The organism is Rhodococcus sp. 06-235-1A (assembly GCF_002258785.1).
Classification (GTDB): Bacteria; Actinomycetota; Actinomycetes; order Mycobacteriales; family Mycobacteriaceae; genus Rhodococcoides.
The window spans coordinates 1-19,214 of the sequence record NZ_NOYI01000028.1; the positions used below are offsets into that span (position 1 = coordinate 1).

The window sequence follows — 19,214 nt, forward strand, 5'->3', positions numbered from 1 at the left end:
CGGTGCGAGGATGCCGTCGGCGTCGAAGTCGTACTCGGTGAACGTGCCGCCGTTGCTGCTCAGCAACGGAATGAGCTCGTACGGGTACACGGTGCCGCGCGCCTGCGAGCGCTGCACCTTCTGGGTGTACTCGTCGAGCGGACGCATCGGCTCGGTCGGCGGCGGCGTCACCTTGGCAACGATGCCGGCACCGGAGCGGTACGACAGGCGCAGCGCGACCTCACGCGGTGTCGCGCCCGGTGTTTCGGCGAGGCGGGCGATGAGGGTGATCTCCTCGAGGCCTGCACCGATCGTCAGGGGCGCGATATGCCGGGCGATGGTGGCGATGCGGTCGGCGGGAACGTTGAGTACCGGCCAGACGTAGAGCACGACGCGGTTGGCGTCGAGTCGCTTCTTGCCACGCCCGGCCTGGGCGCGGCGGATTCCGTCGAGGCAGGCCGCGACGGTGCGTTCGATCTCGGGTACGGCGACGATGTTGCCGGCGTCGTCCAACTGTGTTGTGACGCCGCGGATCTCGGCCAAGGCAACGAGTCGCTCGTCGGAGGGGTTGGCCTTCGACGTCAGGTGGAACAGGTACGTTCCGGCGCTGGCGGGCAGGCGGACACCGTCGAAGTTCTTCAGTCGCCACAGGTCGAGTCGTTGACCGGTCAGCGGGTGCATGTCGCGAATGATCGTGTCCTCGGCGAGCGGCTCGGACCCCTCGACCGTGGTGCGACGGTAGGTCATCTTTCGAGCGGCGGAACCGAAGGCGGTCACCGTCACGCGGCGCCAGCGGCCGGTGCCGGGGTGCGCGGCCAGCACGGCCTGGAGCTGGGCCGAGAGCTCGTCGCCGTCGGTCGGCGCGTCCGGCCACGACAGGTAGAGGTCCACGGCCAGGTTCTCCGGGGACGGTCCGGCGATGTCGTCCACCGAGTCCAGAGTTGCTGCGAGCGAATCGAAGTCGGTTGCCGTGGACACCAGGTGCAGCCGTTCGCCCGAGAGCTCGAAGTTGCCGGTGACGAAGTGCTTGCCGTCGCGGTCGAAGGCCTTGACGTCTTCGAGTGTGCGAATCTCGTAGTACTGGCGGGTGATCACCTCGAGCAGTGCACCGGGATCGGTGATCCGTTGTGCCAGCAGCTCGATGAGCGGTTCCGGGGTGGCGACCAGAGCTGCGATGCGGGCCGAGTAGTCGGCCGCGTCGGGGTTCTCGGCGAGGTACTGCAGGCTGCCGCGTACGCCGTCGTAGATCTTCTCCCGTGCACTACGGATCTGCGGCTCGTCGAACAACCGGAAACGCAGGTTGCGGGCGACGTCGCCGATGACGGGGTAACGGGCCTGGGTGGCACCGATGAGTCGTTCGAGTACCTCGGCCATGGCCGGAGTGGCGTCGGGCTGCTGCGAGCTGTCGCTGAGCCAGTGGCCGAGCAGGGCCGCGATGACCGGAACCTGGTTCTCCATACGCTGCAGGGCCAGGAAGACGCGGTAGACGGCCTCTTCGAGCTCGGGGGTACGGCCCTCGTCGATGGCGGCGTCGTAATGCGCCAGGGCGCGAGTGAGCTTGCCGCGGAACGACTCCGGGAGACCCTGCACGTCCGCATCGAGTGACTGCATGAACGAGTGGAAGTGCTCACGCGGGGAGTGAACGCGCTCGTCGGTGCTCTCCTCGTCCATCGTCGGCCGGTTGCGGGAGAGCTCGCATATATCGGCGAACGTGCCCAGCAGGTCCAGCTCGGCGGAGACCAGTCCCGAATCGTTGCGCGGCACGTCGGCACGCAGAGTCTCGTAGGTGGACAACAGGTTCCGAGCCCGGGCGCCACTGACATCGAAACCGGTGATCAGGGCTGCGAGGTCGTCGAGTCGGTCCAGGGCGCGGCGCTGCGGCGTACGCTGCGCGGCGTCGTCGACACCGCGGAACTGCACTCGCGGTGCCTGCTCGGAGACCTTCTGCTCACCGGCCTGATCGACACGCAGCAACGCCGCTCCCGCATCGACCTGTCCGTTGACCGAGGCCAATACCTCACGCACGGTGCCCGCGTAGGGGGAGCGGACAGCGGTTTCCATCTTCATCGACTCGAGCACGACCAGTGTCTGTCCCGCGTCGACCTCGTCGCCGACGGCGACCGGGACAGCCACGACGACGGCAGGAGCAGGCGCGCGGACCAGACCGGCCTCGTCCTGGGAGATCTGGTGGCTGATGCCGTCGACCTCGACGAGGAAGTGCGCGGCCCCGGCGACGGTGACGACCTGGTAGCGGCGGTCACCGATGACCAGTCGGCTCTCGTACGTCCCGAGGCGTTCGAGGTCGACCTGCAACTCCCCGATGGCATCTCCGTCGATGCTGTAGCGGTGCGTGCCGGTCTGGCCTACTTCGAGCTTGTAGGCCTGGCCCTGGTAGTTCAGTTCGACGGTGCGGCCGATGGCATGGGTGGCGCGCGGACGACCACCGCGCGCGGAGTTGAGGAACGCGGTGCGCTCGCGTCCTTCCTCGGCGTCGTAGGCATCGATCGCCGCGGCGATGATGGCGATGTCGGCGACGGCCGTCGGGCCGACCTGGGAGCCGGCCTCGGTGCGGTCGAGCCAGCCGGTGTCGGCGGAGGCGGAGATGACTTCCTCGCGGTCGAGCAGGCTCAGTAGGAACGACTTGGTGGTGGTGCCGCCGTCGATGACGACGGTGGTCTCCCGCAGCGCATTGCGCAACCTCGCCAGTGCTTCGCTGCGGTCGCGGCCCCAGGCGATGACCTTGGCGACCATCGAGTCGTAGTCGGGTGGGATCACGTCGCCCTGCGCGATGCCGGTGTCGACGCGGATGCCGGTGCCGAGCGGGAACTTGAGCAGCTCGACGGTGCCCGGAGCCGGTGCGAAGCCGTTGTCGGCGTCCTCGGCGTTGAGGCGGGCCTCGACGGCGTGGCCGAATTCGGGCGGGCATTCGCCGGGCAGTGCCTGGCCGTCGGCAACGAGGATCTGCAGCTTCACCAGATCTATGCCGGTGGTGTATTCGGTGATGGGGTGCTCGACCTGCAGGCGGGTGTTGACCTCGAGGAAGGTGAAGATCTTCTGCTCGGGCTGGTACAGGTATTCGACGGTGCCTGCGCCCTGGTAGCCGGCGGCCTTGACGAGCTCGGCCGAGGCGGTGCGCAGTTGGTCGGCCTGCTCCTTGGTGAGCAGCGGTGAGCTGGACTCCTCGATGACCTTCTGGTTGCGGCGCTGGATCGAGCAGTCGCGCACACCCGGGGCCCAGACGTTGCCGTGGCTGTCGGCGATGACCTGTACCTCGACGTGGCGGGCATCGGTGACGAGCCGTTCGAGGAAGACGACGGGGTCGCCGAACGAGCGCTCGGCCTCACCCTGGGTGCGCTCGAGGGAGAGTTCGAGTTCGTCCTCGTGGAAGACCTTGCGGATGCCGCGGCCACCGCCACCCGAGCGGGCCTTGATGATCAGCGGGTAGCCGATCGCCGCTGCGTGACGACGGGCGTCGGCGCGGGTCTCGACGGGGCCGCCGGACCACGGTGCGACGGGGACGCCGACCTTCTCGGCGAGGATCTTGGCCTCGACCTTGTCGCCGAGCAGACGCATCGCGTCGGCCGACGGGCCGATGAAGGTGATGTTCAGTCGGGCGACGAGGTCCGCGAACGTCGGGTCCTCGGCGACGAAGCCCCAGCCGACCCACACTGCGTCGGCACCGGACTCCACCAGGGCCGCCTCGAGGACGCTGTAGTCGAGGTAGGCCGATCCGGACGCGGGCTTGCGCAGCGTGACCGCTTCGTCGGCCTGGCGGACGAACATGGCCCGCTTCTCCGCCTCGGTGTGCAGCGCTACGGTACGGATGCCGTAATCGTGTTCGGCGTTGAGCTCTCGGACGGCTCGGATCAGCCGTACTGCTGCCTCGCCTCGGTTGACTACTGCAATCCGCTTGAACAACGTATCTCTCTTCGCTCGGTGTGGGCGCACCGCGTCGGTGCACTCTCGATGGAACGTGTACTTGGTGCCGGGCATGTCCGATTCTCGGCCATCGGGGTCGTTTCGCTGGCTTCGGACCTGCGTCATCGTGCCGTTCCGCAGGCTCCGCTCGTGCGCACATGCCAGCGCTCCGATCGCCCTATTCTAACGGCAATGCGCCCCCGTGCATCGCCAACGATGTTCGGCGTGAGTGTGATTGATCACCAAGAGGTCAATCATATTCTGTGACAGCACATTTCATTTCGGTCCGGCGAGGCAACTCGAACAAGTGCGCTTTCGTACCCGTGAGTAGCGTTGTCGTAACGGTTAATTGGCGATTCGTCCACCCGTGTACCTACCGGCGGGTACATTACCGGTGGGTACGACTCGGTCGAGCGTCCTCGGGCGCTCCGATCTGCTGTCCATCGGCCCTTCACTCGTCGTCCCCGATGTCGGAGAGCGGCAGCCGCAGAGCATTGACCCACAGCCTCGTCGCGGTCACGAGCAGCCCCTCGTAGTCGCCGGGTGCCCGGTCGTCGGCCGCGTCGACGACGAAGTGATTGAAGGCGAGCCGGCTGATCATCGACGACAGGGCACGGGAGGCGAGCAGGGGATCGAGTTCGGCATCGGCCAGGCCGCGGTTCTGCAGACTCTCGATGCTGCGTGCGTTGCGTCGAACGAAGGCGTCGGCGCGCTCGCGGCGGAGGCGCCGGAACTCGGGGTCGATGTTCGAGACCTGCTCGAGCAACGCCATCAACTTCGCATTGCGTCGGTAGGCCTCGAAATAGGCGCGGTTGCTCGCAGCGATCACGGCAACCGGATCGTCGTGCGGATCCACACGTTCGGTGCCGGGATGCAACATGTCGTCCCTGGCCTGCTCGAGCACCGCGGCCAGGATCTCTTCCTTGCTGGTGAAGTACGTGTAGAAGGTCCCGGCGGAGCACTGCGCAGCACGAGTGATGTCGATCAGTCGCGAGTCGAGATAGCCGCTGCCCTCGAAGACGCGTCGCGCAGCCGCCACGAGCGCGGATCGGGTGCGTAGTCCCCGCGGGGTGGTCGGCAGCTCCCGATCGGAATCCGGCGCAGCAGGCATTCAGTCTTTATACGTCATCGATCTGGCAGTACCGCCCGGATGAACCGCGAGAATGCCCCCGCTTTCGAACCGGCGTGATTCGGGGCCGTCTCGGTCCCGAGCCCCGGCGTCGGTGGCCCGCTGTGGGTCATCCAGCGACCGAAGGGGGTCTTTGTGACCGAGCACTAGAACGTGTTCGGTGTGCTCAGGACGCGGTGAACAACTGCATCTCAGCGGCTACTGTGGCCCGAGTGCGCAAGCACTGATCCTGAATAGGACGACCATCCGAGTATTTGTGGGGACACTGTGACGGCTGCAGCGGCTACCGGTCGTGAACACGACGACGAGCTCAAGAGCAGGGTGCAACGCCTGCTGCGCTTTCTTCGCGAGATCGTCGAGGCGAGATCCAACCCGGTGCTGCGATTCGACGACCACATTCAGGTCGAGTGGGTGCATTCGGGGGACGTACCCATGCAACTCGATCCACGGGCGAAGCAGGGCAATGTGGTGCTCCGCGCGCCGCGCATCGCGGTCGACGAGCCGCCCGCGCCGCCGGAGCTGCTGTCGGGTTGGCTCGATCCCCAGGTCGTCGCCGACAGCCGCTACCGCGAACTCGAGCTGGCCGACGCATCCTCGGTGACGTCGCGTCGCCGTGCGGAGGCTCAGGAATCCGATGCCGACTTCGATATCCGCAAGGCCTACGAGATCAAGAAGGCCTTCGAGGAGTACTCGGAGTCGTGGAAGGAATGGGCGCAGGAGGATCGCGATCGGCGCCCGCAGGCCGCGCTGTACCAGGCTCTGCAACTGATGATGCAGGAGCTTTCCTCACGTCCCGAATCGATCGAACTCGTGGTGGCGTCGGGTTTGCTGACGTCGAGCAACGCCGATCCACAGCGCAGCGTGCGCACCCACCTGATCACGCAGTCGGCCAACATCGAACGAGACGTTCGTACCGGTGACCTGCTGGTCCGTCTCGGCGCGAGCTCCTCTCCGCGACTCGAGGACGGCCGGCTGCTGACGGGCTCGGACGAATTCGATACCTCCGGCTCGGTGGCGTTGGCGCAGCAGCTACACGACTCGGTCACCTCGCCCGTCGGTGCCGGAGTCGAGCAGTTCCTCCGAGACTGGTCCGCTCGGGTACCGCGGCACGACATCGAGGTACTCGATCGCGTCGGACCGCCCGGAGCTCTCGCCTACATCGACGACGACCGAACACTGACCATCTCGCCCGCTCTGGTGCTGCGCGCCCGCGACTCGTTCGCACTGGTCGAGTACTACGAGCAGATGATCGCCGATCTCGAGTTCGCCGACGCGTCGGTACCGCTGGGGCTCGCGCAGTTGGTCGATGCCATCGAACCTGCCGATCGGGTGGCGTGGCTCGAGCGCACCGGAGCGGGTGCCTCGGCGGTGTTGGCCGAGGACCCGCTGTTCCCCCTGCCTGCCAACGCCGAGCAGTCGCAGATCATCGAGCGGCTCGGGCGAGACAGCGGCGTCGTGGTCGAGGGGCCGCCCGGTACGGGCAAGACGCATACGATCGCGAACTTGATGTCGGGGCTGTTGGCGCGAGGTCAACGGGTCCTGGTCACTAGTGAAAAATCACAAGCTTTGCGGGTGTTGCGTGACAAGCTGCCGCCGGAGCTGCAGGAACTCTGCGTGTCGATCACCGACCTCTCGAGCGGCGGTTCGGACGAGCTCAACCGCAGCGTCGCGAAGATCGCCGAACGCAAGACCTCCTTCGACGAGGCCAGTGAGGTCCAGAAGATCGAGGCGCTGAGAACTCAACGTTCGGCCGCACTTGCCAGGCGGGCCGAGCTGCTCGATCGAGTCCGTTCGCTACGCGAATCCGAAACTGTTGTGCACGAGTATGTTTCGGACGGTTACAGCGGAACGGTGTCCTCCATAGTCCGCAGGGTCAAGGCGGCGGAAGCTGCCCACGAGTGGCTGCCCGGCCCGCTGCTCGCCGATCGCCCACCACTCGACGGTGCCCAGGTCGATCGGTTGCGCAAGCTGATCGCCACCTCCGACAGCACTCGCGAACTGCGCGCGCGACAGGTGTTGCCGCGTCCGGAGACGATGCTCCCGAACTCGGCCGAACTCGCGGCACTCTGTCAGCGTGCAGGTGCGCAGATCGATACGGTCACGCCTCAGGCGGCAGCCCTCATCGCGCTGCTCGACGGCGTGGAACCGGCAGTGTCTGCCGAGATCGGTCAACTGTGCGGGGAGCTGTCCGCCCGTGTGCGAGCGGTCGCCGAACTCGACGGCTCTTACCCGCGACTGACCGATTCCGTGTTGTCCGGTGAAGCCGCTCACCTGTGGTCTCGGGTCAGCGGACTCGACGCCATGGTCGACACGGCAGCCGCTTCCGATCGCTATGTCGGTGCGCACGACGTACAGTGCTCGTCCAGTTCCCCGGCGGCCCTGGCGGCTATGGATGCGCTGGCCGGTGCGCTGGAGTCGGGTGTCGAGTGGAAGCCGCGGTTCCGTCGCAGCGAGGAACAGAAGGCTGTCGAGGCCCTCGGTATCGTGGCCACCGTCGACGGGCAGTCCGCCACGACAGCAATGGCGGTGCGTCTGGTTGCCGAGCACATCCGTGCGCTCGACACCGTGCAGACCGCGGCGGTGCTGCTGGCCGACCTCGCGATCATCGTTCCGCTCGACGGCACTCGTTCGATTCGAGTCAACAACGTGGCGCGGATCGCCGATCGACTGGGTCTGGTCGCAGCATTGGTCTCCGCCCGCGATGCCCTGGTGCACCGTCTGTACGCCATTTCGCCTGCGGCACCGTGGATCCGAAGCTTGGCCGAGGCTCAGGAGATCGCCGGAGCCGCCGACGCCATCGCCACGCGGATGGATATCGATGCCGCCCGTGCCGAGCTCGATGCGCTGCAGTTCGCAGTCGCCACTCGAATCGACGCCGGTCCCTCGCCCGAGGGCACGAACCTGGTCGGCGCGTTGAGCGCTGCGGATCCGCTGGAATTGGCCGCTGCGGTTGCGGCGTATTCGCAGGCGTGCGTCGAGCAGGAGGATCAGCTTCTGCTGGATTCGATGTCTGCGTCGCTGTCCTCGGTCGCGCCCGCACTGTTCGAACTTGTCGAAGACACCGCAGCCGATGTCGAATGGGACGAGCTGAGCTGGCAGATGTCGAAGGCATGGGCGTGGCGTCGTGCCCGGGAGTGGGTCGGTGAGCAGCACCATGGCGGCCTCGAGCAACAACTGGAATCGGAGCTTACCGCCGCCGATACCGACATCGCTTACCTCACAACGCGACTCGCGGCCGCGAGTGCCTGGCGAAACAGCCTGGAACGAATGACTGCCGTCGAGGTTCGTGCCTTGCAGACGTATCGCGAGCACATCTCCAGTATCGGATCCGGGGCCGGAAAGTATGCCGAAACCTACCGCAGCGCAGCACGATCGGCGATGCGCGAGGCGCAGAGCGCGGTGCCCGCGTGGGTGATGCCGCTCTCTCAGGTGCTGGCATCGATTCCGCCGGTACCGGGCAGCTTCGACGTCGTGATAGTGGACGAAGCGAGCCAGGCCGACATCACCAGCCTCTTCCTGCTGTACCTCGCACCGCGAGTGATCGTGGTGGGCGACGACCGTCAGTGTGCACCCGCCGATGTCCCGCAGGCGGGCACCCTCGAGGACGTGTTCGATCGACTGGACGTCTATCTACCGGATCTACCCGAACATGTGCGTGCGACGCTGACTCCGCGGTCCAGTCTGTTCTCCATGCTGCGCACCAGGTTCGGCCAGGTGGTGCGGCTGCGTGAGCACTTCCGTTCGATGCCCGAGATCATCAGTTGGTCGAGTCAGCAGTTCTACGGCGACTCGCCGCTCGTTCCCGTGCGGCAGTTCGGGGCGGATCGACTACCGCCTTTGCGGCACACGTACGTTCGTGGAGCCACGGTGACCGGAAAGAACGCGTCACTGGTCAACCGCACCGAGGCTGTTGCGATTGCCGAACAGATTGCCGAGTGCCTCGAAGACGCCTCGTACGACAACCTGACCTTCGGCGTTGTTGTGCTGCAAGGACAATCGCAGGTCGACGAGATTCGGAACGAGCTGATCAAGCGCATCGGCATCGAACAGTGGGAACAGCGGCGGCTGCGGGTGGGCACACCGCCGGACTTCCAGGGCGACGAACGAAACGTCGTTTTCCTCTCGATGGTGGTGGCACCCGATCAGAATTTCGCCACCCTCACCGCCAACCAGTACAAGCGGCGATTCAACGTTGCGGCCTCACGGGCGCAGGATCAGCTGTGGCTGTTCCATTCGGTGACCGTCGATCGGCTCAAGCGCGCGGACCTGCGTAACTCGTTGCTGAGCTATGTCACCTCCGTCTCGCCTGCCCCGGCCGATCCGATGCCGGTGAACGTCTCACGTGAGATCCGGATGGCACCCTTCGAGACGCTGCTGGAGCAGCAGCTGTGGAACGACCTCGTCGAGCGAGGTTTTCACGTCAATCCCGGTGTAGAAGTGAACAATCGGCGTCTCGCTCTCGTGGTCACCGGAGAATCCTCGCGGCTGGCCGTCGAGTGCGACGGTGATACCTTCCTGTCCACGCCGGCGCAACGGTTGGCCGATCTGCAGCGTGAGCAGGAACTCAAACGTTGCGGTTGGACGTTCTGGCGGGTCCGTGAATCGGAGTACTACCTCGACCGGGATGCTGCTCTGGACAGTCTGTGGGTCACGCTGGAGCGTCTGGGGATCAAGCCGAACACCGTTGTCGTGGAGGGACTCACATCCTCCGGCGAGGCGTGGACCCCGGTCCCACTCGAGTCCTCGCAGTTCGACGACTCCGGTGCCTTCGAGACCTCGGCCGTCGACGACTCCCCGGTGCATCACGAGTCCGTGCTGTCCCTGTGGACCATGCCGCGAATCGACATCCCGACCGACGAGTCGATCGAGTCCGACGCCGTCCCAGCGGAGCGTGAAATATCCACGCCGGCAAACGGAACCGGAAAAGCCAACGGATCCGGAAAAGCCAACGGAACTCGTAACGCCTACGGCGCCAGTACCGCCAACGGCATCAACGGTGCCGGTTCCAGCAACGGAGCCCATGCCGGTGATGGATCTGCTGTGTCCGACGCCTCCCGTGGTTCGACGCGTCCGAACGGGTCGTCGGCGTCGAGTCGTTCGGCAATGACGAACGGGTCCGCACCGTCCAAGGCTGCCGCGGCCGACGAGTCTGTCGGTGTCGACCGGAACACGGCGGCCGGCGAAGTCGCGGCCGAGGACGAGACCGGCAAGCCTGCACGGGACGACGCTGCGGAACAGGGCCCGGTTGTCCCGAGCGTCGAGACAGCCTCCGCCGGAGGGGCCGAGAAAGCAGATGCCGACGAAGGACGGTCCCTCCCCGACGCGGCCGACGTCGGGGAGAGCGCCGGGCTCGAAAGACAGGAGGACGAGGGAATCGCCGAGCACGAACTCCCGTTGCACGGATTGCGCGGCTACACCACCCGCCGCCGACCGTAGCGTCCGCACCAGTACAGGGGTTCGATCGTCGATGACAGAGGAACAGACGCAGGACCCGGGCCAGGCATCCTCGCCCCACCGGCCGCGGCACCGGCGGATCGTCGTCCCCACAGTTGTCTTCGTGGTCTGTGCATTGCTTTTCGCACTGCCCACCTGGACGGTCGTGTTCGCGGGCGCACAGTGGCCACCGGTAGTGACGGCGATCGGCACCGTGGTTGCGGTGGCCGCCTTCGTCGCCCTGCCCGCTGCGATGTACCTGGGTCACAGGCCCGGCCCCGAGGGGCGAGTCAAAGACGCTTGGGCCCGCATCGGTGACGTGCTGCTCGGTATGGTCTGGATCGCGTTCGTCTGGTCGGTACTGGCTCTGCTGCTGCGGCTGGGCCTGTGGTTCGCCGACATCGACGATCCGCTGCGGTCGCGGATCGTGTCCGGGGCAACTCTGGGAATTGTCGTCGTCCTCGCGCTCTGGGGTCACTACGAGGCGATGCGAACGCCGAGGGTTCGGCACACGACGGTCCGAATCGATCGGCTCGGTGCCCGATTCGACGGCCTGCGAGTGGTTCTGGTGACCGACACACATTTCGGTCCGCTCGATCGGACGACGTGGTCGCATCGATTGGCCGATGCCGTCAATGCACTCGAACCCGATGTGTTGGCCCATGTCGGCGACATAGCCGACGGCTCCGTCGATCGGCGGAGAATGCAGGCAGCTCCACTGGAATCGATGCTCGCGGGCTCGGCGCGCGTCTACGTCACCGGCAACCACGAATATTTCGGCGAGGCGCAGGAGTGGCTCGACCACATGGAGAACATCGGGTGGCATTCACTGCACAACCGGCACGTGGTGCTGCATCGTGGCGATGACGCGCTGATCATCGCCGGTGTCGACGACGCAACGGCGAAGGGGTCCGGCGCGCCCGGCCACGGAGCCGATCTCACACGTGCTCTCGCCGGCACCGATCCCGCGACGCCCGTGCTGCTGTTGGCGCACCAGCCCAAACAGGTCGCCGACGCCGTTCGCGCCGGCGTCGACCTGCAGGTATCCGGCCACACACACGGCGGTCAGATCTGGCCGTTCTCGGCGTTGGTTCGCCTCGACCAGCCGGTGGTGCACGGGTTGAGCAGTCATGGCACCCGAACGCAGCTCTACACCAGCCGCGGATCGGGATTCTGGGGTCCACCGTTCCGGGTGTTCGCGCCCAGTGAGATCTCCGTTCTGACGCTGGTCGCAGGCTGAGGTATCCACACCTGGCAGTATCGGTGACGTGAAGAGAGCCGAGCAGGTCGTCGTTGTCGCAACCGATCTCGACGGCACGCTGTTGCGGTCGGACCGAACGATTTCGGCGCGCACCGCCGCGGCGATGGCAGCTGCCGACGCTGCCGGAATCAGAGTGGTGTGGGCTACTGCACGAGCGCGTCACTCCATCGACGAACTCGCCGCGTCCTGCGGATTCCGCGGGACGGCGATCGGGGCGAACGGTGCGGTCGTCCTCGATCTCGCCGACGGCACCCCGAGGATCGTGGGCACCAGGTTCGTGCCGGCCGAAACCGTCGCGTCGGCCAAGTCGGTCGTGCGGTCTCTCGTCCCCGGTGTCACGTTCGCGACCGTCGGGGCCACCCGGTTCGTGGCCGAGGCGCAGTACGCAGAACTCTGTGTGTTCGCCGATCATCATCGGCACCCTCACGAGATGGAACTCTCCGACCACGGTCTGTCGGCAGATATCGAGCCGACGGTCAAAATTGTTGCTCGGCACAGGGATACACCAAGCGAAGCACTGTACGAGCTCGTCGCCGCGGCCGGTGTGGACGGCGTCGAGCTGACCCACTCCGGTGCTCCGTACATCGAGATGTCGGCCGCGGGAGTCTCGAAGGCCACAGCACTGCAAGAACTGTGCGAGCGGTGGGGAACAGCGTCGGATTCTGTTGCCGCAGTGGGGGATGCTCGCAACGACCTGCCGATGCTGGTGTGGGCGGGCACGGCACTGTGCCCGTCGAATGCTTCGGAGCCGGTGCGCGCCGTTGCCGATCGCGTCCTCGAATCCAACGACGACGACGCGGTTGCTCGCTACCTGGAAGAGCTCGTCGCGAGCACAACGAAACGGTAACGTCCGGTCTGCTCGTCAGGACGCTGTGTGAGAGGCTGGCCTCATCATCGGCAGAAGGACACCATGAGCTATCCAGGTTCGGGCGACCCCTCGCACCGCGCGTACGGACAGTACGGCGCGCGGCCGAACCCGTCCGATCGGGTGATTCCACCGCCGGGATACTCACCGGAGCCCGCCGATCCACGGTCCACCGGTACTCTGCCGCCGTCGGGTCTGCCGCCCCGACCGGTTCGTGCCGCAGCGCAGTCCGGTGGGCTCGATGCAGTTCCGCCGCCTGTGTTCGGCACCGGTGGGTTTCATGGTGGTCCGCCGCCTCAACCACCGAAGAAGGACAGTGGCGGTCTCTGGATCGTGGTGGCCGTTCTGGTTGCGGTCGCTCTGATCGTCGGTGGTGTGTTCGCGTGGCTGGTGGTGCGTGACGACACTCCCGCCTCCGTGGCGTCGGCCGTCGCCTCGCCGACATCGGAGGTGGCCGACGACAGTGCGCAGGATCCGGGGGTGACGACTCTGCCTGCGGGTGCGCAGACCTGCCCGGCGACCGTTGCTTCGACCGGGGGCATTCGTGGGTCGGCAGTGGGTTCGACGGTCACGTCGTGCCCGTTCGCCGAGGAGGTTCGGTTGGCTTACCTGCGGGGCGGTTCGGATCGGAATACCAGAACGGTGGTGGCCAGTAGCCCGGTCACCGGCAAGCGATACGACATGAACTGCGTGTCGTCCGCGCAGTTGATCACGTGTACCGGTGGCGAGAACGCTGTTGTCTACCTCTTCTAGTTCGATGCGAGGGCTCTCCCGAAGTGTCGGTGCGATGTTTCTTTCGCTCGCCTTCCTGGCGTGCGGCTGCACCATCGCCACCGACGACGACACGGCAACGGCCGCGTCCGAGGTTCCCGGGACCACGACGGCGTCGGTGCCCCATCCGGTCGCACCGACGTCGGATCCTGAAGCATGGACCACCGCGGCTCCTGTCCAGACGCGGCCTGCCGCTGATCTGGCCGCGGAGTTCGAAGCCCTGGAGTCGACGGCTGGTGGTGCCCTCGGCCTCGTGCTGGCTCCGGTCGGCGGTGGACCGGCCACCGTGCTGGGAACATGGACCTCCGGTGTCGCGTGGTCGACGGTCAAGGTGCCTCTGGCAGTCGCCGCGCTGCGCAGCAATGGCGACGCTGTGCTGGCGGACGCCGCGGCGGCGATCGAGAGCTCCGACAATGCAGCAGCCGATGCGCTGTGGGGATCGTTCGGTGATTCGGCCGCCGCGGGGGATGCGGTCGAGTCGATTCTGCGTCAGGGCGGTGACGCTGCCACGACGGTGCCGCGAGAGCGGATTCGACCGGAGTTCAGCGCATTCGGACAAACCGAGTGGTCGACGCAGGATCAGGCGAACTTTGTGGCCGGATTGTCCTGCATCCCGGATGCCGCACCCGTCGTCGAGATGATGAACAATATTGTGCCGGAACAGCAATGGGGTCTGGGAAAGCTGTCGGATGCGGCGTTCAAGGGAGGTTGGGGGCCGAGCATCGACGGTGGCTACGACGTACGGCAGATCGGTATCGTCACCACCGTTGCGGGGCGCGTCGGTGTAGCGATTGCAGCGCAACCGGATTCGGGTTCGTTCGCCGACGGAACGGCCATGCTGGACTCGGTCGGACGTTGGTTGGAGTCGCGCAGCGCCCAGCTACCCGCAGGGTACTGCCTCTAGTACCTGCGAAGGTCAGGGTCGGCGCAGGTAGCCTCTGGCATGCCAGAAGAGTCCACCACCGAAAGGCCCATGCCGTGAACGACGCCCTGTCGCCCGAGCCGACCGAGCCCACCACGATCGCGGAATACCTGAACGCGCATGCGTTGCGGGTGTCGCCGCTCGACGGTGCCGCCGCGGCCGAGCTGGGGATCACCGTGCCGATGCCGGCCGGCTGGCAGACGCTCGATCCGACGCAGTTTCCCGGAGCCACTCAGGTGATAGTGGAACCGAATCTCGTGGAGAACGGGTTCGCCCCCAATGCCGTACTTCTGGTCGGAGCACTCTCGCGCACGATCGATCCGGAAGCGCTGATGGCGTTGGGTTTCGGCGACGGACGGGCCATGCCCGGTTGGGTGGAGCGCGAGGCGAGTGCGGTGCCGTGGCTGGGCTGGCCGTCGCGGTTCATTCGGGGGACCTATGTCGCGCAACAGTTGGAAGCCGCGGTGACGACTCGATACGTGTTGGTGGGCGTCGACATCCAGTACTTGGTGCAGTTGACGGTCACGACATTGGAGTCTCAGCTCGACGCGTTGGCCTTCGACGTCGCGGCGATCAACGACGGTCTGACGACCGGATCGTAGAACGACCCATCGAAACTGTTTATGGCAGTAGTAGGTAATTACGATTGTCCGACGGTGAGCTTTTCGCTTGGCTGGTGAGGTACCAATCGAGCGAAAGGGTGAAGCATTATGCGCGTACTACTGGTAGGCGGAGCGTCGGGAATCGGACGGGCCGTTGCGACCGAGATCGTCGACAGGGGAGGCGAGGTGATCCTCGCCGGTCGACGTGCAGAGGTGCTGAACGACGCGGTGGCGACACTGGGTCCCCGAGCGAGTTCGGTGATCGTCGATCTGACCGACGAGGCATCGATTGCTGCGGCGGCAGCCGAGGTCGGATCGGTCGATCATGTGGTGAGCCTCGCGGCCGACCACGCGAACGGTCCGGTTGCAGACCTCGCCATTGCAGACATTCGAAAGGCGTTCGACGCGAAAGTGATCGGGCCCATCCTGCTCGCCAAGCACTTCGCATCGAGTGTCGCGGACGGCGGCTCGTTGCTGTTCTTTTCCGGGGTCGCCGCGTGGAAGCCTGCCCCCGGCCTCTCCGTGATGGCGACGACCAACGGGGCCGTGGCTTTCCTGGCAGAGGCGCTCGCGGTGGAATTGGCTCCGCTGCGGGTCAACGCGGTGTCACCCGGCATTGTCGATTCCGGCGCTTGGGATTCGATGGGAGCCGGGAAGGATTCGTTCTTCGCCGAGACTGCGCGGGCAAACCCGGCAGGACGGGTCGGTCGCTCGGCGGACGTGGTCGCAGCGGTGATCTACGCGCTGACCAACACGTTCGTCACTGGCACCACCCTGCACGTCGACGGCGGGGGTCGGCGAGCATGAGGCGGGTGTTGCTCATCTTGTCGTGGCTGTTGCTGGCCTCGGCCTGTAGTTCTACGGCCCCGGCCGACGGTTCGGTGGTCGACCCCTCGACCGATCTGGTCCAGCCGAGAGCGGTACACCTGGGGAGTGCACCCGTCACCGATCGAACCCGACATGTGGTGGCGGTTGCCCAGAACCTGTACACGTTCTGGGACACGGGCGAACAGGTGTACCTCGATCGTGCGGTGGACGGCACCTTCGTCGACAACACCTTGCCGCCGGGTCGACCGCAGGGGCCGCACGGACCGGCTGTCGCATCGGCCGGATTCCGCACCGCGATTCCGGATCTGTCGTGTGAACTGGCCGATCTCTATGTCACCGGGGATACGTTCACGGCTCGGCTGATCTTTCGTGGGCATTTCACCGGGACATACGGTTCGACGGTTGGAAGCGGTCGGTCGGTCGAGTTCGGTGCCATCGATATTCAGCATGTGGGTGACGAACGCATCGTGGAGGATTGGCACCTCGAGGACAATCTGACGTTCATGCAGCAAGCAGGTCTGATCGGGGCGAGCTGACGCGACTCATCGCGCCCCGACGGCCGGCAGCCCACGACGGAGCAGATCGGCTACGAACCGCTGCACGAGGGCATCGCTCGGCGACCCGACCATGGCAACCACCGTGCGCCGCAGTAGCGGTCGCATGGGCTTGACGACGCCGTCGAACCGAGTGGGGAGAGCCGAGGCCGGGACGAGCGCGATCCCCAAACCGGCTCGGGCCAATTGTGCTGCAGTAGTGGCACTTCGGGTGCGAGTGCTGACCGTCAGAATCGTCTCGTGCGCCGCGGCTTCGCTGTCGATCCACGCTGCCAGACCGTTTGACGAGTGGTAATGGACCACTGGCCTTCCGAACAGATCTTTCCACGAGATACTCGGCTCATCCGTGAGGTCGAGACCCTCGGGTATCACCGCGACGACGTCCTCGGTGCCGATCTCCGCGATCTGCCCGGTGAATCGATCCGAGGCGGGCCCGACGGCGAGGTCGGACGCGCCGCGCTGCACGGCGTCGGCCATCGCGTCGGCGCTGCTGTGCTCGGTGAGTTCGACGCCGACGTCGCTGTACCTACGGGCCCACGTGCGCACTATCGGTGCGATCACGGGGACGGTCATGGTTTCGACGCATGACAGCCGGAGTCGGCCTCGAGAACCGTCGGCCATGGCTTTCCCGGTTCGAACCACTCGGTCGGCCGACGCCAGTGTTGCTTCGGCGTCGGCGAGCACGGCCAGGCCGGTGGGCGTTGCTCGAACGCCACGGGGGAGTCGCTCGAGCAACGGCGTGCCGATCTCGGTCTCCAGCGCTGCCAGTTGATGAGACAGAGCGGGTTGCGAGAGGTGGAGGCGTACGGACGCGGCGGTCACCGAACCGCACTCGACGACGGCGACGAAGCATTCGAGGGCGCGCAAGGTCGGCACCGATCGAGGGTAGGCGATGCCGGTGAATTCGGTCCGCACTCCCGAACTCCTCGGGTGAGGGGGGTGCGATGCCTGCGTCCGACGCGCTGGTCCGACTAGGGTCGAGCGCATGTCGATCAGAACCGGCCGCGTCCGGCACCTGTCGGTGGTCCCGGACATGCCCGATCCCGACGAGCCGTCCGCCGACGAGGCAGATGCCACCAGGCGAAGTCTGGTCAACCTGGTGCTCAGAGTGACGATGGACCACACCCGGCCGGAGATCTGGCGTCGAGTGCGGGTGCGCTCGGACTTGCTCCTGTCCGAACTGCATTCGGTGTTGCAGCGCGCCGTGGGCTGGCAGGACCAGCACCTGCATGCTTTCAGTATCAGGACCGCCGGTATCACTCGTCGGTTCGAGATGGCAGAGACCCTCCGCGACGAACCGGACGACGAGGCAGTGAGTGAGGAGCGCGTCCGGATCGACGAGGTGCTCACTGCACGGGGATCCGTCATGACCTACGAGTACGACTTCGGTGACGGATGGACGCACACCGTTGTTCTCGAGCAGATCGATTCCGACATCGACGACCTGCGATCGGTCTGTCTCGATGGAGCACGCGCATGCCCGCCGGAGAACTGCGGCGGGCCATCGCACTATGCCCAGGACCTCGAGATCGCATCCGACCCGGCCGATCCTGAGTTCCCCGTGCTGCTCACCAGGTGGGGTCCGACATTCGACCCGGACCGGTTCGACGTCGATTCGGTCAACAAGGTGCTGCACGCGCTGGACACGGGACGGTCTGCTCTCGCAGAGGCAGTGGCGACGGCCCCCGCCATCGGCAGACTCTTCGATCGGGTGCGACCCACGGAGGTGCCGTCGCTGATGGCGCTGTTGCCTCGGTGCGAACTCACCATCGAGAGTTCGGTCGACCTACCCGTGGCCGAGATCGCGATGGCCAAGTTGACGTGGTTCCTCGCCAGGATCGGCGACGACGGGGTTGCTTTGACCGACGCCGGCTATCTCAAGCCTGCATTGGTGTCGGCGATTCGCGAGGAGCTCGAGTGGAGTATCGGGTGGGTGGGGCCGAGCAACCGCGAGATCGACCACCATCAGGTCACGGATCTACGCGAGGCCGCACGGCACCTCGGATTGACGCGCGTGTCCAAGGGCAGATTGCTGCGCACGAAGCTCGGGGCAGCGTTGGCCGACGACCCGGTCGGGATGTGGAGGCATGCTGCGTCGCGGCTTCCGCTCGGTAAGGAGACCTACGAGACCGACGCCGCCACTCTGTTCCTGATTTCCCTCGCCGCGTCGGCCTCCGTTGCACATCGGAACGAGATGTTGGTCGAGACGGTGGCCGAGCTGGGCTGGGCAAGTGAAGATTCCGGCGTATTCGACGCGCAGTTCGCAGCGCAGGCCACAGTGAGCTTTCTCGATCTCATCGGTGCCCACGGTCCACGTTTCTACTTCCGCGAGAGCGTCTCGGAATCCCCGAGTTGGTCGCGGAGATTCGCGCGCGACGCGTTGTTGACCTGATCCAGGGGCGTCCCGCGGCGGTCTATCCTGCTGCGGACGCTCTGACCTGCCGATTTGCGTTGGTGTGGTTGGTGGCGTAACTTTTGTCGAGTCAGAGCGACGGACACCGACCTGGTCTTCACGGACTGGGATACGAGGTTGGACGTGTGGCCTGGCAGGTTGTGTCCCCCAAGAGTCGGGCCTTGTGTCCGAGACCAAGCTGGGATACGCTGGAACAGTTGCCCTCGAGGCCGACGGACTGTGTGTTCGTGGGGTTGGAGTGTGTGCGTGTTCTTTGAGAACTCAACAGTGTGTCGATGAATGTCAGTGCCGAATTTATTTGGTGAAAGCATTCGATGTATCAGCTGCCCGCTTGTGGTGGTTGTTGTCGGGTGTTGTTTGAAATGCTAGTTGAGTTTTTTTGCTAGTGATTTGACTCTTTATGTTTATGACTGATTTGCAGTTTCGACTGTTGATCGAGAGTCTTTTACGGAGAGTTTGATCCTGGCTCAGGACGAACGCTGGCGGCGTGCTTAACACATGCAAGTCGAGCGGTAAGGCCTTTCGGGGTACACGAGCGG

Annotated in this window: 12 protein-coding genes and 1 rRNA gene; 10 read left to right on the plus strand and 3 right to left on the minus strand. The window is 65.7% G+C overall.

The window, feature by feature from the left end; translation table 11 throughout:
- Both CH275_RS26610 and CH275_RS26615 read right to left on the minus strand, forming a co-directional pair.
- Positions 1–3,897: acetyl/propionyl/methylcrotonyl-CoA carboxylase subunit alpha (locus tag CH275_RS26610; protein WP_143546882.1), on the minus strand; the 3,897-nt coding region annotated here is incomplete at its 3' end.
- Positions 3,898–4,348: 451 nt separating this feature from the next.
- The gene (locus CH275_RS26615) at positions 4,349–5,008 is read right to left on the minus strand and encodes a TetR/AcrR family transcriptional regulator (RefSeq protein WP_094681170.1); all 660 of its coding nucleotides are present in this window, start codon (positions 5,006–5,008) and stop codon (positions 4,349–4,351) included.
- Between the two features lie 285 nt (positions 5,009–5,293).
- Here CH275_RS26615 and CH275_RS26620 point away from each other — a divergent pair, with 285 nt between their 5' ends.
- The 8 genes from CH275_RS26620 to CH275_RS26655 all read left to right on the plus strand — a co-directional run bounded on the left by CH275_RS26620 (position 5,294) and on the right by CH275_RS26655 (position 16,244).
- The gene (locus tag CH275_RS26620) at positions 5,294–10,462 is read left to right on the plus strand and encodes an AAA domain-containing protein (RefSeq protein WP_094681171.1); all 5,169 of its coding nucleotides are present in this window, start codon (positions 5,294–5,296) and stop codon (positions 10,460–10,462) included.
- A 31-nt stretch (positions 10,463–10,493) separates the two neighbouring features.
- Positions 10,494–11,699, plus strand: coding sequence for a metallophosphoesterase (locus tag CH275_RS26625; protein WP_094681172.1), 1,206 nt, complete (start codon positions 10,494–10,496; stop codon positions 11,697–11,699).
- A 28-nt stretch (positions 11,700–11,727) separates the two neighbouring features.
- The gene (locus CH275_RS26630) at positions 11,728–12,567 is read left to right on the plus strand and encodes an HAD family hydrolase (protein WP_094681173.1); all 840 of its coding nucleotides are present in this window, start codon (positions 11,728–11,730) and stop codon (positions 12,565–12,567) included.
- Positions 12,568–12,630: 63 nt separating this feature from the next.
- Complete coding sequence (locus tag CH275_RS26635) at positions 12,631–13,338, plus strand: hypothetical protein (protein WP_094681174.1); 708 nt, start codon at positions 12,631–12,633, stop codon at positions 13,336–13,338.
- A 34-nt stretch (positions 13,339–13,372) separates the two neighbouring features.
- Positions 13,373–14,260, plus strand: coding sequence for a hypothetical protein (locus CH275_RS26640; RefSeq protein WP_094681175.1), 888 nt, complete (start codon positions 13,373–13,375; stop codon positions 14,258–14,260).
- Between the two features lie 74 nt (positions 14,261–14,334).
- The gene (locus CH275_RS26645; RefSeq protein WP_094681176.1) at positions 14,335–14,880 is read left to right on the plus strand and encodes an LpqN/LpqT family lipoprotein; all 546 of its coding nucleotides are present in this window, start codon (positions 14,335–14,337) and stop codon (positions 14,878–14,880) included.
- Between the two features lie 108 nt (positions 14,881–14,988).
- Positions 14,989–15,687 carry an SDR family oxidoreductase gene (locus tag CH275_RS26650; protein WP_094681177.1) on the plus strand — a complete coding sequence of 233 codons (699 nt, stop codon included), beginning with the start codon at positions 14,989–14,991 and terminating at the stop codon, positions 15,685–15,687.
- Positions 15,688–15,692: 5 nt separating this feature from the next.
- Entirely contained in the window at positions 15,693–16,244 is a 552-nt protein-coding gene (locus CH275_RS26655; RefSeq protein WP_256991231.1) for an ester cyclase, read from the plus strand.
- A gap of 6 nt (positions 16,245–16,250) precedes the next feature.
- Here CH275_RS26655 and CH275_RS26660 read toward each other — a convergent pair whose 3' ends face one another.
- Positions 16,251–17,177 carry a LysR family transcriptional regulator gene (locus CH275_RS26660; protein ID WP_256991232.1) on the minus strand — a complete coding sequence of 309 codons (927 nt, stop codon included), beginning with the start codon at positions 17,175–17,177 and terminating at the stop codon, positions 16,251–16,253.
- Between the two features lie 70 nt (positions 17,178–17,247).
- On the opposite strand from CH275_RS26660, the gene CH275_RS26665 reads away from it, so the two are divergent.
- Together CH275_RS26665 and CH275_RS26670 are read left to right on the plus strand one after the other, a co-directional pair.
- Positions 17,248–18,654 carry a plasmid pRiA4b ORF-3 family protein gene (locus CH275_RS26665; RefSeq protein WP_094681179.1) on the plus strand — a complete coding sequence of 469 codons (1,407 nt, stop codon included), beginning with the start codon at positions 17,248–17,250 and terminating at the stop codon, positions 18,652–18,654.
- Positions 18,655–19,119: 465 nt separating this feature from the next.
- Positions 19,120–19,214: ribosomal RNA gene (locus CH275_RS26670) — 16S ribosomal RNA — on the plus strand; the annotation flags it as partial.

Bases quoted from the DNA above. Each gene is read 5' to 3' on its own strand.
- CH275_RS26650 (WP_094681177.1), top strand. From the start codon at position 14,989: ATGCGCGTACTACTGGTAGGCGGAGCGTCGGGAATCGGACGGGCCGTT.
- CH275_RS26625 (WP_094681172.1), top strand. From the start codon at position 10,494: ATGACAGAGGAACAGACGCAGGACCCGGGCCAGGCATCCTCGCCCCAC.
- CH275_RS26615 (WP_094681170.1), bottom strand. From the start codon at position 5,008: ATGCCTGCTGCGCCGGATTCCGATCGGGAGCTGCCGACCACCCCGCGG.
- CH275_RS26665 (WP_094681179.1), top strand. From the start codon at position 17,248: ATGTCGATCAGAACCGGCCGCGTCCGGCACCTGTCGGTGGTCCCGGAC.
- CH275_RS26635 (WP_094681174.1), top strand. From the start codon at position 12,631: ATGAGCTATCCAGGTTCGGGCGACCCCTCGCACCGCGCGTACGGACAG.
- CH275_RS26640 (WP_094681175.1), top strand. From the start codon at position 13,373: ATGTTTCTTTCGCTCGCCTTCCTGGCGTGCGGCTGCACCATCGCCACC.